Genomic DNA, 16374 nt, shown 5'->3' on the forward strand with positions numbered 1-16374 from the left:
TGGGTCTAGATTGTGTTATGTTCCAAACGTTTACTATTTACTGTTCAGCAAGAAATTGACTTATTGCATTTAGGACGCCTTCATTTTCTTCAAATGATCCAACTGTAATCCGAACCGATGTTGGAAAACCAAGCGCCTTCCCTGAGCGGACAATAAATCCTTTTTGCAGCAAATTTTGAAATACTCGATCTCCATCTACTTTAAAATCTATTAAAAGGAAATTCCCCTGTGATGGAAAATAGCTTAAATTGTGCGCCTCGCAAAATTGATAATATTGTTCAAGGCCTTGACGGTTCGTTTGTCTACATTGCTGGACAAACTCCTGATCTTTTATAGCTGCAGCTGCTGCAATTTGACCATATGTGTTAACATCAAAAGGCTCTCTTGCAGGTTCAAGTGCTTTAATAATCTTTTCATTCGCAATCCCATAGCCAATTCTTAATGCAGCAAGACCGTATATTTTTGAAAAAGTACGCAAAACAATTAAATTTTCAAAGCGTCTTGTCAGACTGATTGAATTATAATAATCTTCTGCCACAACATATTCATAATAAGCCTCATCCAGCACAACTAATGTTTCAGCCGGAACTTTCTCAAGAAATGCAACCAACTTCTGCTCTGGTATATATGTACCTGTCGGATTGTTAGGACTGCAAAGCCAGACGATATTGGTGTTTTCATCAATAGCAGCTAGCATCCCGTCCAAATCATGATTTCCGTCTATTACTGGCACTTCAATAATTTTTGCACCTTCAATCACAGCATTGTGGCCGTATTGGGAAAAGGTGGGTACTGCCATGACCGTGTTCGAATTTGGGTCAAGTAGTGCACTTGAAATGATCTGAATCAAATTATCCGATCCATTTCCAAAGATAAGCTCTTCGGGTTTTACTTGATAGTAAGCAGCAACTGCTTCTCTTAAATTCGTTGCATGACCGTCTGGATAAATTGCGGTACTTTGCTGGTTTTCCCGAATTGCTGCTAAAGCCTTGGGAGAACATCCAAAAGGGTTTTCATTTGATGCTAATTTAACAATCTTATCAAGATTAAATTCTCTTTTGACTGAATCTATCGATTTACCGGGTTGATAAGGAGTTAAGGTTAACAGCTGTTTTTTCCATCTCATTATTTATTCACCTCATCAGAAAACTTTACTATACTAACAAATTAAAGCAATAAAGAAACATTTTTATTTTATCACATAATAAATAAACCCATTAAGTTTTTCTCCGGTTATTTCTCTAAATCCGGTCTAAGAATCTTCGCTTCCTTTAAATAAACATGTATAATTTCATTTTGCTCTTTCTCCGTATTTAGGTGCAGCATTACTCTTATACACATTTTCAATGAATTTGGAACAGGCATTTCACTCATGCACATGACAGGGACATATTTCCACCCCTCCATTTGGCGGAGTCCTTTTGCAGGAAAGCCGGCGTTAATATCTTCAGTAGTTGAAATAAAAGCGGAAGCGACATCATTGGGATAAATATCATTTTGTTCGATCATTGTCTTAAATAGCTCTACTGCCGCATTCAAAATATCCGCTTCTGTATTATTCTTTACAGTGGTGGCTCCTCTCACCCCTCTGATCATCTCTAATCGCCCCCTTATTGCCTAAAATCGTTTAGCTTTTCTATCATAATTTCACTTGAAATCTGTTTAAGTACTGGAACCCCAACCTGTTCCAGCAGTACAAAGTAAATCGCTTCTCCAATTGACTTTTTATCCTGCTTCATTTTTTCAAGAAGTCTGTCACTTGAAGCTTGTAACGGGATATTTGTCTGATATCCAAGCTTGTGGACCCAGTCGATGAATTCATCTAAATTGAACGTCAATCCTAATAAATCGTTGCTAAGTTTTAGTGCAAAGACCATGCCAATCATAACCGCTTCTCCATGGGTGAAATTTCCATAACCCATTTCTGATTCGATCGCATGCGCAAGTGTGTGACCAAAATTTAGATAAGCTCTGATTCCAGTTTCCTTTTCATCCCGGGAAACGAATTCTCGTTTCACCTTTACACCCTTTGTCAGTGCATATTGTAATTTCTCGATCGGTAATGACTGAAGATCATTCACGTTTTTGACCAGCCATGCATAAAACTCTGGATCATAAATCAGAGCATGCTTAATTACTTCGGCAAAACCCGAGCGGACTTCAGCAGGGGGTAACGTGGTTAGTAAATTTAAATCATAAAACACAGCTTCTGGCTGATAAAAAGCTCCAATCATATTTTTCCCTAAAGGATGATTGATCGCAACCTTTCCACCAACCGCACTATCATGTGCAAGAATTGTCGTGGGAATTTGAATGAATGGAATCCCGCGCATAAAAGAAGCAGCCACAAACCCGCCTAAATCACCGACCGCTCCGCCTCCAAAAGAAAGAATGACCGATTTGCGATCAAGATGATTTTCTAGTGCAGCTGATAAGGCTTGATAATATACCTCAAACGTCTTTGCTTTTTCACCGCCAGGAGCAGTAAAAACAATCGGATTTAAGTCTGCCAAAGCATTCACTAATTTTGAAAGGTGGAAATCGGCAACAATCTCATCTGTGATAATCATAATTTTCGTTAATTGCTGAAAATGACTGGATAAAAACGGCTTAATTTCAGCAAGTGCGCCTTCGCCAATTACGACATTGTAACTCTTTGTTTCTGTTTGAATAAGAACTTTCTCCATTAAAAATCCCTCGCTGCTTGTCTTTGCCGGTCGATTTCTTCACTGAACTCAGTAAATTGGTCACTATGAAATTGTTCAACAAGTGCAGAGGCCAATTCCCATGCGACAACAGCTTCGGCGACAACTGCAGCAGCGGGAACCGCACAGCTATCAGACCGCTCGACACTGGCCGAGAACGGCTCTTTCGTTTCAATATCAACACTCTGGAGCGGCTTATAAAGGGTTGGGATTGGTTTCATAACACCTCTGACTACTATTGGCATTCCTGAAGTCATTCCGCCTTCAAACCCTCCAAGCCGATTCGTTTTCCGGTAATACCCTGTCTGTTTATCCCAAAGAATTTCATCATGGACTTCACTGCCGGGCTTTCTGGCCGCTTCAAACCCAATGCCGAATTCTACCCCTTTAAATGCATTGATACTAACGATTGCTGCGGCAATTTTAGAGTCTAACTTACGGTCATAATGGACATAGCTGCCAATCCCGGCAGGCATCCCAGTTGCGATAACTTCTACAATACCACCGATTGAATCTCCATTTTCCTTGGCCTGATCAATTGCAGCCTCCATTTTTGATTCTGCATTTTCATCAACGCACCGAACTGAAGAGTTTTCAGCCAGCTCTCTTATTTGATCTAAAGTTAAAGAAGGATCCACCTCCGCTTTAACCCCGCCTATTTCTAATACGTGCGCTGTGACTTCTACTCCTACTAATGACAGCAGCTTTTTCGCTACAGCCCCTGCAGCAACCCTTACCGTCGTTTCACGTGCGGAGGAACGTTCAAGCACATTTCTCATATCACGGTGTCCATATTTAATCGCCCCGTTTAAGTCTGCGTGACCTGGACGCGGCCGGGTAATTTTTCGTTTTACTTCATCTTCTGAAATATCTGTAAGAGGATCTGCCCCCATAATGTTTGTCCAGTGCTTCCAATCATTATTTTCAACAACTAAACAAATTGGGGAGCCCATAGTTTGACCATGCCTGACTCCTGATAAAATTTGAACGGTGTCTTTTTCAATTTGCATTCTTCTTCCACGGCCATACCCTTTTTGCCGTCTGGCTAAATTTGTATTAATATCGTCAGCCACAAGCGGCATGCCAGCAGGTAAACCTTCTAAAATTGTTGTTAATTGCGGTCCATGTGATTCTCCCGCTGTTAAATATCTCATATTCTTTCCCCCTTCAACTCATTAAAGGATATTTTGTATCAATATATCATATGAACATCAATAAACATAGTAAAAAAGTTCAAAATATTATAATTTTATAACATCTTTCGACCTTTTTTATTTCCTTAATGGAGATAGAAAACGCTTTTTTCAATGTTACTTCAAACAAAAGGGGCCAAATCGGCCCCCTTTGTTTATATTTTCCGATAAAAAAATGTATCTTCTGTTTTAAGTTGATAAAGGCCAGGATTAAAAATTTGCTCCGTACTTCCGACAAATAAGATTCCATCCCTTTTTAACGCAGAACTAAATTTCTGATATAATAAATTCTTGGCATTCTCAGTAAAATAGATAAGAACATTTCTGCAAATGATTAAGTCATATGGACCACCAAAAGAGTCTGCCAACAAGTTATGTTTTTTAAATGAAACCATTTTCTTGATCTCATCGCTTACATAATAATAAGCACCATTTCGATTGAAAAACCTTTGTTTGACTCTATCCGGAACCTCATTTATCGATTTTTCTAGATAAGCACCTATTTTCGCTCGAATTAAAGCGTTTTGATCTATATCAGTTGCCAAAATCTGAATATCTGACCGGGGGACCAAACCCGCGACAAGCATTGCAATAGTGTAGGCCTCTTCACCGGTGGAACAAGCTGCACTCCAAATTTTTGGACGCTTATTTATTTTAAGTATTTCCGGCATGATTTTCGATTCGAGTACTTTCCATCGTTTATAATTTCGAAAGAATTCAGAAACGTTGATTGTCAACCGGTCGAGAAATTCATTTAAAAGATTTTGATTCCTATTTATTTCCTTAAAAAAGTCCTGGAACGATGAAAACCCTCTTTTCTCATACAAAGATATAAGTCGCCGTTTCATTTGCGCTTCCTTGTAAAGGGAAAGATCGATACCAGTTTTCCTTTTTATTTGAATGATAAATCGTTCATAATCATCCGCCATCTATACCGATCTCCTATTTTGACCATCTCTATAAGACGTATATGGGATATGCTCACAAACAGCGTGTGCAAAAACAGCACTCGTATAAATACAAGTGCTGTTTCATTACTGCTTAATAAACCCAATCATTGATTGACTTCGAATAATCAACCAAGCCTGCATCCTTGAAAAAGAGCCCTATTTCACGTTCAGCACTTGCTGGAGAATCGGATCCGTGGATCACGTTTTTACCAACAGTTAATCCAAAATCGCCACGAATAGTACCTTGGGCTGCATCTTTTGGGTTAGTTGCTCCCATCATTTGCCTAGCAGTTGTAATGACGTTTTCCCCCTGCCAAACCATTGCAAACACAGGCCCTGAAGTAATAAAATCGACTAACTCACCAAAAAAAGGACGTTCCTTATGTTCCCCATAATGCTCTTCAGCAAGTTCATTTGGAATGACCATTAATTTCGCTCCAACTAACTGAAAGCCTTTTCTTTCAAATCTAGAAACAATCTCGCCAATCAAATTCCGTTGCACGCCGTCTGGCTTTACCATTAAAAATGTTTTTTCCATGAAAATTCACCCCTGCACCTTTATGTATATGGATTACTGAATAATCCACGAAAATAGTACCATTGTTTTGAAAATTTCGCAACTTTTAACAGGAGTGAGATGTAAAATATAGGTTCAAAATTTCCGTTTTCCGATAAATTTTGCAGTATCTTGAAGTGCTTTTTTTGCTCGGTTTCCCGGAAGTTCACTTAATACGCATAAGGCCTTATTAAGGTAAAGGTCACTTAGCGCCATTGACTTTTCAATCGCTCCCGACTGTTTAATTAGAGTGATAATCTTTTCAATGTGTTTGGGATTCATATTTCCGTTAACTGTTTCGATTGCTGCCCGAATTTCCTGATTATCCATTGCATAAAGTGCTGGCGCAGTAATATTCCCTTGTAATAGATCTCCGCCGGCCGGTTTCCCAAGCATTTTTTCTGTCGAGGTGAAATCGAGAATATCATCAATAATCTGGTAGGACATTCCTACATAATAGCCAAAGCGAAAAAGCTTTTTATGAATGTCCTCTGTTGCACCAGCAGCTATTGCCCCTAATTGGCAGCTCGTCGCAATCAGCAGTGCCGTTTTTCGCTTAATTCTGCGGAAATAATCACGAAAGTTTTGATCAAAACGGTATTTATCTTTTATTTGTTCGATTTCACCAATACAAACCTCAACAATCGTATTAGCTAGGATTTTGTGAACTGCCGGCTGCTTAATATTTGTAATAGTTTCTAATGAAAGGGCAAGAATATAGTCACCTGTGTACATGGCAACTTTATTGCCCCATTTTGTTTTAATTGCAGGTTTTCCTCTACGGAGTTCAGCGTCATCGATAACATCATCATGGACTAATGAAGCCATATGAATTAATTCTAGGGAAACCGCAACATTTTTTAAGACCTCAATATCATAGTTACCAAATTTCCCTGCAAGCAACACAAAAACAGGACGAATTCTTTTTCCGCCGGCTTGCAATGTATGCATAGAAGCATGTCTCAATAGCAGAGAATCTGCCTGCATCGTATCTTCAAGCATTTTTTCAATTATATCAATATCCGAATTCAAAAATGAATACATCATTTTTAATTTCATTTGTATTCACCCAGCTTTTTCATCCTGTCAACACTCATTCGTCTAATTTTTTCTGCCGATATGGACAGCAGCCACCCCGCCATTGTATGGTTTATAATAAATATCCTTAAATCCTGCATCTCCAAACATTTGGGCAAGTTCTTTCATTCCAGGAAATTGCCGAGCTGATTCCTGAAGCCATGAATATTCTTGGTAACTTCTTGCAAATAGCTTTCCGAAGACTGGCATAATAAAACGAAAATAAAAATAGTACAGCTGTTTGTACCCTGGCATGGTCGGCTGTGATGTTTCAAGACAAACTGCCATACCTCCCGGCTTTAATACCCTGTGCATTTCTTTTAAGACCTGTAAATAATCAGGTACATTTCGTAAGCCGAAACCAATGGTGACATAATCAAAGCTTTTGTCAGGAAATGGGAGCTCCATTGCATTGCCATGAATTAATTTAACGTGCTTTAGTTTAAGCGCTTTAACCTTTTCCTGTCCAACTTTAAGCATATTTTCGCTAAAATCTAAACCTACTACTTCCCCGGAAGTTCCAACGGCTTCAGCTAATGCAATTGTCCAATCCGCTGTTCCACAGCAAACATCAAGTGCCTTTGACCCTGGTTGTACATTCATTCTTTTCATCGTGTCATTTCGCCATTTAATGTGCTGCTGGAAACTGATCACGGAGTTCATCTTATCGTAATTCTCGGAGATATTTTCAAATACGTGATGAACCCGTTCCTCTTTTGACTCTTGCATGGATCTTAACCTTCTTCCACAAATGTTTTAGCAATGGGCTGATGTTGGTTTAATATCGAAAAAATCCTTGATTCTAGCTGCTCATTTAGATGGGGCAGCTGCTGTATCCTATTTTCAATAGTCGATTTTGAAAACTCAATGTAACGGTCACAAATAACCAATAAATATTTCCGCTGTTCATTTGACAAGTCTTTAAATTTCAAATCAGCTTTGGGAAAAATTATATTTTTCATTGCTTCAAAGAATTGCGATCCTCCAGTTTGGATATATCGCTTTTTCTCATCAAGAAGCCTTTTTACCAATAACAAATTAGATACCACTTCGGACCAAACAGTAACTTGAAAATAATCGATTATTTTAGCTAGCAGTGAACTTTCAATAATTTTAATACTTGTCATTAGTTTTTCAATTCCGTCAAACTCCTGTTGAAAAACGGTAATTTTGTGTTCGTTAACTTCCTTTATTCCTTTTGCCAAAACCTTGATCATCGTAATATCATCGGTATCAGCAAGAAGTTTATAATATAAGCCGCTATAATAGTCCCCTGCAAGTACCGTTAATTGCCTGCTTGTTAGTTCAGGAGTTTCGCTGATCTTTTCGTTAGAGACATGCTCATGGGTATCAAGGGCAATTTGGATCAACATTGTTGTCAAAGCATAGTTTTTCCTTTGCCGATCAGTCAAATCGAGTTGGTCCATAATTGATATAAGTAGTAGGAGTTTGTCATCATCAATAAATGGAGTTTCAATAAATTTGATTAAGTATGGATGCAGAACTTTTTGTTCTACCTGCCTCTTAACTTCTGATAATTTTTGGCGAATGTCCTGCACTCTAATCACCCTTGCTTCCCCCGAAGTAATAAATCAATATAAGTATTTAATTCCTCAGTTTTTACTGTTCCCTTTAATAAAACAAGGCAGTCACAATTATATCATAAAAGAAATCGTATGAGGATAGTTTCACAAAATATCAACAATTATTCAAACAATAACAAAACAATTTGGATAGTAATCTTTCTAGACCGGAAATATCCGCACTCGTCTTATTATTTGTTTAATTCACTTTCAACTTCCCCTATACTAGTTAAAATCTTTGCATTACCCCTAATTTTAATTGCTGATGTATGTTCAGTAAATTGAGCAATCAAAACTTCACCTTTATCAAGCTTTTCAGAATGATGAAATCTTGTATCAGTTCCTCTTGTTAACCCAATTACACTGACACCATCGTCATTTGCCTTGATTACAACATAGTCGTTATTTTGCATATTGTTTATATCCATGTTATCACCCCAAATTAAGTTAGGTAAATAGTTTAATTTTATGAATAACGATTTTACAATTTAATCAGTGTTAATACTTCTGATCGTGCTTGGGCATCATCTTGATAAACCCCGCGGGCAGCAGTCGTTACTGTTTTGGAACCTGGCTTTTTTACACCCCGCATTGTCATACACATATGCTCTGCTTCGACGACAACCATAACTCCCTGTGGTTCTAACTTTTCCATGATCGCTTCTGCAATTGTCGTAGTAATTCTTTCTTGTAGTTGAGGCCTTTTTGCCACGGCCTCTACTGCCCTTGCTAATTTACTTAAACCGGTTACCCGTCCATTACGAGGCAGATAGGCGACATGTGCTTTCCCGAAGAAAGGGACTAAATGATGTTCGCACATCGAATAGAATGGAATATCTTTTACCAGTACTACTTCTTCATGGTCTTCACTAAAAATTGTATCAAAATATTGTTTTGGGTCATCGTTTAAGCCGCTGAATACTTCTTCATACATTTTTGCTACCCGCTTTGGAGTATCTATCAGCCCTTCCCGGTTGGGATTCTCTCCAATAGCCTCTAATATTAAACGCACCGCTTCTTCAATTTGGGTACGATTTACCTCTGTCATGGTTTTTCCTCCTAGTGTATAACTGTGTAAAACAACTTTTAAGTATAAATGACAAATATATCTTAGCATATCCGTTTAAAGGCAAGCAAAACCAACGACTTTTAGCTCTGTAAAGTCAGTTATTTGTACCTCACCAAGGAAAAAAAGTATAATGTTATTTTTCTAAAAATAATAAAAAAAGCCATGGATTTTGTCCATGACTTTTCCCTAAAAATTGGCTTCAAACTATGTAATTATTTAACTGCGTCTTTTAATTGTTTTCCTGGTTTGAAAGCAGGAACTTTACTTGCGCCAATTTCGATTTCCTCACCTGTTTGAGGGTTGCGTCCTTTACGGGCAGCACGCTCACGTACTTCAAAGTTACCAAAGCCGATTAATTGGACTTTATCACCATTTTTCAAAGCATCTAAAATTGAATCAAAAACAGCATCAACTGCTTTTGTAGCATCTTTTTTAGAAAGTTCGCTTGCTTCTGCTACTGCATTAATTAGTTCTGTCTTGTTCATGCCATTCACCTCCTCCCAAAGATATCATAATACTTAGTAGAAAGATTCTTATCTACATTTCTAAACAATTTTACTCATTTCTATACGTCATAGTCCGGTTTTGTTTCCATTACATTCCTTCAAATGGAAAAGTGGAAATATAAATCTTATTCTTTGCGCCAAAACGCAGTAAAAATAAGGCTTTGGGCTCCATAACGGTAATTCTGTTAAAAGATTATCATAATCATTTCAGCATAGCAAGAAGAATTCATGAAATAATGGTAATCTTTTCTTTTATGGCTACATATTTGTAAAATCTTAGCCTTAATTGGAATAGAAAGTAAAAAAAGACCCCTAATTGGAGTCTTAGCCATTATAAAATGATAGCAATTAATCCACCCGATCCTTCATTAATAATTCGCTCGAGGGTCTCTTTTAACTTATATCTAGCATTTTCCGGCATTAAGGATAGCTTCGCTTGAATTCCTTCACGGACAATGGAGCTTAAACTGCGCCCGAATATATCAGAATTCCAGATTGACAGCGGATCTTCCTCAAAATCCTGCATTAAATAACGAACAAGCTCTTCACTTTGTTTCTCTGTCCCAATAATCGGAGCAAATTCTGATTCAACATCCACTTTTATCATATGAATGGATGGAGCAACAGCTCGCAGACGTACACCAAAGCGCGCACCCTGACGGATAATTTCCGGTTCCTCAAGGCTCATATCCGCAAGAGACGGTGAAGCAATTCCATAACCAGTTTGTTTCACCATTTTTAGTGCATCCGAAATTTGATCATATTCAGTTTTTGCATGGGCAAAATCTTGCATGAGCTCAAGGAGATGATCTTTCCCTCTAATTTCAACTCCAACGATTTCCTTTAATATTTCATCATATAATTCATCAGGTGCATATAAGTCGATTTCAGCAACACCCTGCCCCATTTCAATACCAGCAAGACCCGCATTTTCAATAAATTCAAAATCACTAAACTGTTGAACAACTCTGTCAACGTCTCTTAATCTTTTAATATCTTTTACTGTTTCTTTAACTGCATCTTGATAGCTTTCACGAAGCCAATGATTTTCTCTTAACACCATTACCCAGCTAGGAAGATTTACGTTTACTTCAAGAACTGGAAATTCAAATAATGCTTCACGCATGACGTTTAGAACGTCACTCTCACGCATACTTTCCACACTCATTGAAATAACAGGTATATCATATTTCTCCACCAAACTTGCTCTTAGCGACTCGGTATTGGGGTGATGCGGCTGAGCACTGTTAACAACCATAATAAATGGTTTACCAACCTCTTTTAGTTCTGCAATCACTCTTTCTTCTGCTTCAAGATAGTTACTACGGGGGATCTCTCCAATTGTTCCATCTGTGGTGATCACGACACCAATCGTTGAGTGCTCTTGAATTACTTTTCTTGTTCCAATCTCTGCTGCCTCGTGGAATGGGATCGGTTCTTCATACCATGGAGTGTTAATCATCCTTGGTCCATTTTCATCTTCGTATCCCTTCGCGCCGGGAACAGTGTACCCTACACAATCAACCAAACGGATATTTACGTCTAACCCATCATCAACATGTATCGTTGTTGCCTGGTTTGGCACGAATTTCGGTTCAGTAGTCATAATTGTTTTACCTGCAGCACTTTGTGGAAGTTCATCCTGTGTACGTGCACGATCTGCCTCATTCATGATATTAGGTAGGACAACCAATTCCATGAATTTTTTTATAAAGGTTGATTTGCCTGTTCTTACAGCACCTACAACTCCTAAATAAATATCACCGCCGGTTCTTTCGGCAATATCTTTAAAAATATCTACCTTTTCCAAATGATCCCCTCCCGATCATAGAGTTAGTGGGATAATCTTATCCATTTAGGTATTTTTGGACACTATATATTTATGACGTTGTCCTAAGTCATTATGACAATTTTCCAAAATATTTACCCCCTTGTTAAAAAGAACACTTTCTTCGAAATTTCGAAATTTTTATTCAAAAAACCATTTCAAGTTTGAGCGGTGAAAAAAACCCCTTCTCTACAATATATTTCTTAGAGAAAGGGTTTATTACAAATTCCATATTTACTAATTAGGAGTGGTAGGTATTTTTATGTCAGAGAAAACTGGCTCTTTTGTTTCAGGATCAAGAGTATATGGTAACGAATAAGCTGGGACAAACATCGAATCCTTCACCAGAATTGGCCGGATATCTTCTCCCACCTTTGGTGGTACCCCTTGTTTTTTTATTGCTTGATATAAGTCAGAACGATAATCGACATATACTTCAGCATCCCCGGTAACGACAAACGGGAGGTTTTGATTCGTAAATGGGCTTACAGCATATGGTGGTTTCTCATAGCCAAGCTTTTTAAAATCAATTGAATAAACATTATTCGCCAGTCTTTTTTTATAAGGCGGGTAACCGTTTGCTTTTATTCTTAATTTAATATCCTGGATGGTTTCGGATATCCGCAAATCAAATAATTTTACAGTTGGCTTCGTTTCTGCATCTACAAGAACATATTGAAACACACCCCCATTTTCATATGCATTCCCCGGCGGCTCAGCGAGGTATTTGGGTGTGAGTTTTTTAAAGTCAATTGGATATTTCTGAAAAATGGGTGTGGTAGCATCCCTTGTTTTAATGGGAAGAATTCCTCCATTGTCTTTTTTAAAGGAATCCACGGCCGCTTGTACAGATTGAATTTGATCTATGTATGGCAATTCATTTTGGGAACGTTCCTTATCTGGATACATACAGCCTGATAGTAAAATAGCCGTAAAGATAAGCAAACTGAGTGTAGTTTTTATCCTCATAAGATCATCCTTTTTTTTTAAGAAATAGGCGCTGATTAAGAAAAAAGAACAATAAAAATAACGATTCCAGACACAATCATTAATACATAAGCAATAAATGCTGTTAAGATCTTAAACATCCCTTTTAATTTAAAACGACTAAAATAAATCATTATAATCGAAAGAAACATGAGTCCCATTCCAACAATCGAGATCCACATTTTTAACATTGCTGGTGACATTGAAAAATCCTCCCCTTTTCCCAGAGGTAATTATAACACAAGAAAAGCGGAAGCGCCCGGTTAGCGACGTTTGGACTGGAGCACACCGACTGAGGATAAGGCAAAACTTCAATCAGCGAGTGCTTTTCTCGCTGATTGTTAGTTGAGCCAACCGGGTTTTTACGGGCAGCTGAGAATCTACTGCCCGTTAATACGCGGCAAAGGAAACACAAAGCGCGTTAGCGCATTCGTGCTTGACTTATCGTAGGGAGATGAGTGAAGTACACTAGTCGCTGGGCGCTGGAGCTAGACAAATCTTTAAGTTCAGAGATATTAATTCTGGTATTAAAAAAGACTGAAGGAAAGAGGGGGCGAGACTCTTTCTTCAGTCAAATGACTAGACAACCCATACTCCCGTTTCATTTTACGAGGCTGTTTCGTTGCATTGTATGCAGTTTCATAGAGATTTGTATCCTCTAAAACGCCGTTTTAAGATAATTTGTTTCTTTCTATTCTTCGTCGTTATATCTTTCACCTAAAATATTGATCAAATCATCCATTTCGTTTTTCTTGCCGCGCGCCATTAATGAATCAACAGCAGCCTTTGGATTATAGCCATTAAACAGGACATTATAAAGTGCTTTTGTAATCGGCATCGAAACTTGATATTTTTCAGCCAGCTGATAGGCAGCCTTAGTAGTTCGAACTCCTTCAACAACCATTCCCATATTTGCAAGTACTTCATCAAGCGTATGGCCTTTGCCAAGCAAGTTCCCTGCCCTCCAGTTTCTAGAGTGCACACTAGTGCAGGTTACAATTAAATCACCAATCCCCGTTAGTCCAGAGAAAGTTAACGGATTTGCTCCCATTTTTGTCCCCAACCTAGCGATTTCTGCTAATCCTCGTGTAATAAGAGCAGCTTTTGCATTATCACCATTACCAAGCCCATCTGCTATTCCAGCTGCTAAGGCAATAATATTTTTTAAGGCACCACCTATTTCCACTCCTACTACATCAGGATTGGTATAAACCCGGAAATTTTGGTTAATAAACAAGTCTTGAATTTTTCCAGCTGCCTCCATATTTTCTGAAGTAACAGTTACAGTCGTTGGGTGACGCAGGCTTACTTCCTCAGCATGACTTGGTCCAGAAAGAACAACGATATCTTTTAGAAGCTTTTTTGGCATTTCCTGTTTAATCACTTCAGAAATTCTCAACAGTGTATCAGGCTCTATTCCCTTACTAACATTAACTATTGTAAGAGGAGTTTTTTGAATTGTACGAATTTTTCCGATTACCTCTCGAATCGCCTTCGTTGGAACCGCTAAAATGACCTTTTCAACACCTGTTAACGCTTCGACAAGCGAAGCGTAACCAGTAATGGTTTCAGGGAGTTTAATTTCTGGTAAATACTTCTTATTCCTGTGCGATTCGTTAATCTCTTTTACTTGGCCTTCGTTATGGCTCCATAATAGAACCTCATGCCCATTATCTGCTAAAACCATTGCAAGTGCTGTTCCCCAGCTGCCCGCACCTATCACAGCTACTTTTTCGCTGTTCCCCTGCATCATCATCACGACCTTCTATTTATTTTCTTTCCCTTGCGAAGATTTTAATTGGCGTTCCTTCAAAACCAAATGCATCTCGGATCCGATTTTCAAGAAAACGTTCATATGAGAAATGTAATAAATCCGGCTCATTCACGAAAATAACGAAGGTAGGTGGTTTCACTGCAACTTGTGTTGCATAATAAATTTTCAAACGTTTTCCTTTATCTGTAGGGGTTGGATTCATTGCGACAGCATCCATAATAATATCATTTAGTACGCTAGTCTCAACCCGCATCGAGTGGTTATCACTGGCTAAGTTAATCATCGGAAGCAAGGTATGAATCCTCTTCTTCGTCAATGCTGATAGAAATACAATCGGTGCATAATCAAGAAATAAGAAATGATCCCGGATCTTTTGTTCAAATTCCTTCATTGTTTTTTCATCTTTTTCGACTGCGTCCCATTTGTTGACAACGATCACAACTGCCCGGCCGGCCTCATGGGCATAACCAGCAATTTTTTTATCTTGTTCAATAATACCTTCTTCCGCATCCAATACAACAAGGACGACATCAGAACGTTCAATTGCTCGCAGTGCCCTTAACACACTGTACTTTTCAGTGCTTTCATACACCTTGCCTTTTTTGCGCATCCCAGCAGTATCAATTATCACATAACTACTGCCATTATACGTATAGACAGAATCAATCGCATCCCTTGTTGTCCCTGCAATGTTGCTGACAATAACCCTATCCTCCCCTAGAATTGCGTTAACCAAAGAAGATTTCCCTACATTTGGGCGGCCGATTAAACTAAATTTGATCATGTCTTCTGAGTATTCCTGCTGGTTATTCTTTGGAAAGTGCTTTGCAGCCTCGTCCAATAAATCACCAATCCCTAACCCATGAGAACCAGAAATAGGAATAGGCTCTCCAAATCCAAGCGAATAAAAGTCATAAATTTGAGCGCGCATTTCTGGATTATCAATTTTATTGACGGCTAAAACGACTGGTTTTTTAGATTTATATAAGATTTTAGCAACTTCTTCATCGGCTGCTGTAACCCCTTCTCTGCCATTTGTTAAGAAAATAATAACATCAGCCTCATCAATTGCAACTTCCGCCTGCTGACGGATTTGCTCTAAAAACGGTTCATCGCCAATATCAATGCCGCCTGTATCAATAATGTTAAAATCATGTGTCAACCATTCACCTGAGCTGTAAATACGATCACGTGTAACCCCTGGAACGTCCTCCACGATGGAAATTCTTTCACCTACTACCCGGTTAAATATGGTTGATTTCCCTACATTAGGCCGTCCAACAATCGCTATAACGGGTTTCACCATTTTCGTCATCCTTTCCATAATTCCTAAAATATCTTGCTCTATTTATAAAGGCTAATCGTCATATAGCAGTTTAACAATAACAATATAATCTTCATAAGAAAGAAACCCTTTCTATTCGATAAGGGTCTAACTATATTATCTTAACAAATGTTAATCCTTTACTGCAATGGTAACCAAATAAACATTATGAAGATTTTTGCTTTCCTTTTTGGTTTAAATTAACGTAATTTTCAAAATAAAAACCGGCATTTTCCAGACAACTCCAGCAAACCACTAAAACAGAAGTCAACGCGCAGACGTCCAAATAAGAAAGAGTACCAATTGGATAGGAAAAGTCAAACTTTTTTAGAATATAGGCATATAAGATCTCGCCTTGCATTGTTCCACTGGCTATTACTAACAATCTGCCTCGTAAACCTTTTTGCAATAATATCGCAATGTAGCAAATACACCCCCCCATCATCCAATCTTTGTTAAAGATGATCCATACAGGGTCAAATATCTCAAACAAATGAAAAGTCACATAGGCAAGAGTCACAATAAAGGAACATATTAAATAATACACAAGCGTTTTTGTTTTTTCTTTATAAACAACTGCATATGACAAAAATAATAAGAAAAAACCTCCTGCATAAAGATCAAACTCTGCAAATGTAATATGTAAATCCGCTAAAATAATCATACTTAACATAAATACAGATAATTTTAAGCGATAAGGATTTTGTCTTTTTAAAATAAAAGTACAGAAAATCCAAAACCACCAATAAACCAAATAGAACATCGAACCTTCCAAGGCTGCCTGCACCTCCTCTTACTTCCATTATTGGTAACAGGCTGTTA

General features: G+C 38.1%; 18 protein-coding genes. All 18 read right to left on the reverse strand.

Annotated elements, in window-relative coordinates:
• Positions 1-37 precede the first annotated feature (37 nt).
• Complete coding sequence (gene hisC / locus JN080_RS01485; protein WP_256234101.1) at positions 38-1126, reverse strand: histidinol-phosphate transaminase; 1089 nt, start codon at positions 1124-1126, stop codon at positions 38-40.
• A gap of 107 nt (positions 1127-1233) precedes the next feature.
• The gene (gene aroH / locus JN080_RS01490; RefSeq protein WP_256234102.1) at positions 1234-1596 is read right to left on the reverse strand and encodes a chorismate mutase; all 363 of its coding nucleotides are present in this window, start codon (positions 1594-1596) and stop codon (positions 1234-1236) included.
• A 14-nt stretch (positions 1597-1610) separates the two neighbouring features.
• Positions 1611-2687, reverse strand: a complete 1077-nt coding sequence (aroB, locus tag JN080_RS01495; RefSeq protein ID WP_256234103.1) for a 3-dehydroquinate synthase — start codon at positions 2685-2687, stop codon at positions 1611-1613.
• On the reverse strand, positions 2687-3859 hold the full coding sequence (gene aroC, locus JN080_RS01500) for a chorismate synthase (RefSeq protein WP_256234104.1): 1173 nt from the start codon (positions 3857-3859) through the stop codon (positions 2687-2689). Before aroC ends, aroB begins: the two co-directional genes overlap by 1 nt.
• A 194-nt stretch (positions 3860-4053) precedes the next feature.
• A complete protein-coding gene (locus tag JN080_RS01505; protein WP_256234105.1) occupies positions 4054-4827 on the reverse strand; it encodes a CheR family methyltransferase in 774 nt (257 codons plus the stop codon).
• A 112-nt stretch (positions 4828-4939) separates the two neighbouring features.
• Positions 4940-5386, reverse strand: a complete 447-nt coding sequence (gene ndk / locus JN080_RS01510; RefSeq protein ID WP_256234106.1) for a nucleoside-diphosphate kinase — start codon at positions 5384-5386, stop codon at positions 4940-4942.
• Positions 5387-5500: 114 nt separating this feature from the next.
• Complete coding sequence (gene hepT, locus JN080_RS01515) at positions 5501-6463, reverse strand: heptaprenyl diphosphate synthase component II (protein ID WP_256234108.1); 963 nt, start codon at positions 6461-6463, stop codon at positions 5501-5503.
• 42 nt (positions 6464-6505) lie between these two features.
• Positions 6506-7210 carry a demethylmenaquinone methyltransferase gene (locus JN080_RS01520; RefSeq protein WP_256234109.1) on the reverse strand — a complete coding sequence of 235 codons (705 nt, stop codon included), beginning with the start codon at positions 7208-7210 and terminating at the stop codon, positions 6506-6508.
• Positions 7211-7215: 5 nt separating this feature from the next.
• Positions 7216-8049 (reverse strand): heptaprenyl diphosphate synthase component 1, encoded by an 834-nt coding sequence (locus JN080_RS01525; RefSeq protein WP_256234110.1) that lies wholly within the window; start codon positions 8047-8049, stop codon positions 7216-7218.
• Between the two features lie 206 nt (positions 8050-8255).
• The gene (gene mtrB / locus JN080_RS01530; RefSeq protein ID WP_375141572.1) at positions 8256-8477 is read right to left on the reverse strand and encodes a trp RNA-binding attenuation protein MtrB; all 222 of its coding nucleotides are present in this window, start codon (positions 8475-8477) and stop codon (positions 8256-8258) included.
• 68 nt (positions 8478-8545) lie between these two features.
• Positions 8546-9112: a GTP cyclohydrolase I FolE gene (gene folE, locus JN080_RS01535; RefSeq protein ID WP_256234112.1), complete on the reverse strand. Its 567-nt coding sequence runs from the start codon at positions 9110-9112 to the stop codon at positions 8546-8548.
• 233 nt (positions 9113-9345) lie between these two features.
• A complete protein-coding gene (locus JN080_RS01540) occupies positions 9346-9618 on the reverse strand; it encodes an HU family DNA-binding protein (protein WP_256234114.1) in 273 nt (90 codons plus the stop codon).
• Positions 9619-9970: 352 nt separating this feature from the next.
• The gene (gene spoIVA, locus JN080_RS01545) at positions 9971-11449 is read right to left on the reverse strand and encodes a stage IV sporulation protein A (RefSeq protein ID WP_256234115.1); all 1479 of its coding nucleotides are present in this window, start codon (positions 11447-11449) and stop codon (positions 9971-9973) included.
• 255 nt (positions 11450-11704) lie between these two features.
• Positions 11705-12436 carry a hypothetical protein gene (locus tag JN080_RS01550; RefSeq protein WP_256234116.1) on the reverse strand — a complete coding sequence of 244 codons (732 nt, stop codon included), beginning with the start codon at positions 12434-12436 and terminating at the stop codon, positions 11705-11707.
• A 35-nt stretch (positions 12437-12471) separates the two neighbouring features.
• Positions 12472-12657 carry a DUF2768 domain-containing protein gene (locus tag JN080_RS01555; RefSeq protein ID WP_256234117.1) on the reverse strand — a complete coding sequence of 62 codons (186 nt, stop codon included), beginning with the start codon at positions 12655-12657 and terminating at the stop codon, positions 12472-12474.
• 488 nt (positions 12658-13145) lie between these two features.
• Positions 13146-14204, reverse strand: a complete 1059-nt coding sequence (locus JN080_RS01560) for an NAD(P)H-dependent glycerol-3-phosphate dehydrogenase (protein WP_256234351.1) — start codon at positions 14202-14204, stop codon at positions 13146-13148.
• Positions 14205-14223: 19 nt separating this feature from the next.
• Positions 14224-15534, reverse strand: a complete 1311-nt coding sequence (gene der / locus JN080_RS01565) for a ribosome biogenesis GTPase Der (protein ID WP_256234118.1) — start codon at positions 15532-15534, stop codon at positions 14224-14226.
• Between the two features lie 184 nt (positions 15535-15718).
• Positions 15719-16327 carry a YphA family membrane protein gene (locus tag JN080_RS01570; RefSeq protein WP_256234119.1) on the reverse strand — a complete coding sequence of 203 codons (609 nt, stop codon included), beginning with the start codon at positions 16325-16327 and terminating at the stop codon, positions 15719-15721.
• Between the last annotated feature and the right edge of the window lie 47 nt (positions 16328-16374).

The organism is Bacillus sp. EB600, assembly GCF_024494385.1.
Classification (GTDB): domain Bacteria; phylum Bacillota; class Bacilli; order Bacillales; family Cytobacillaceae; genus JAEVLT01.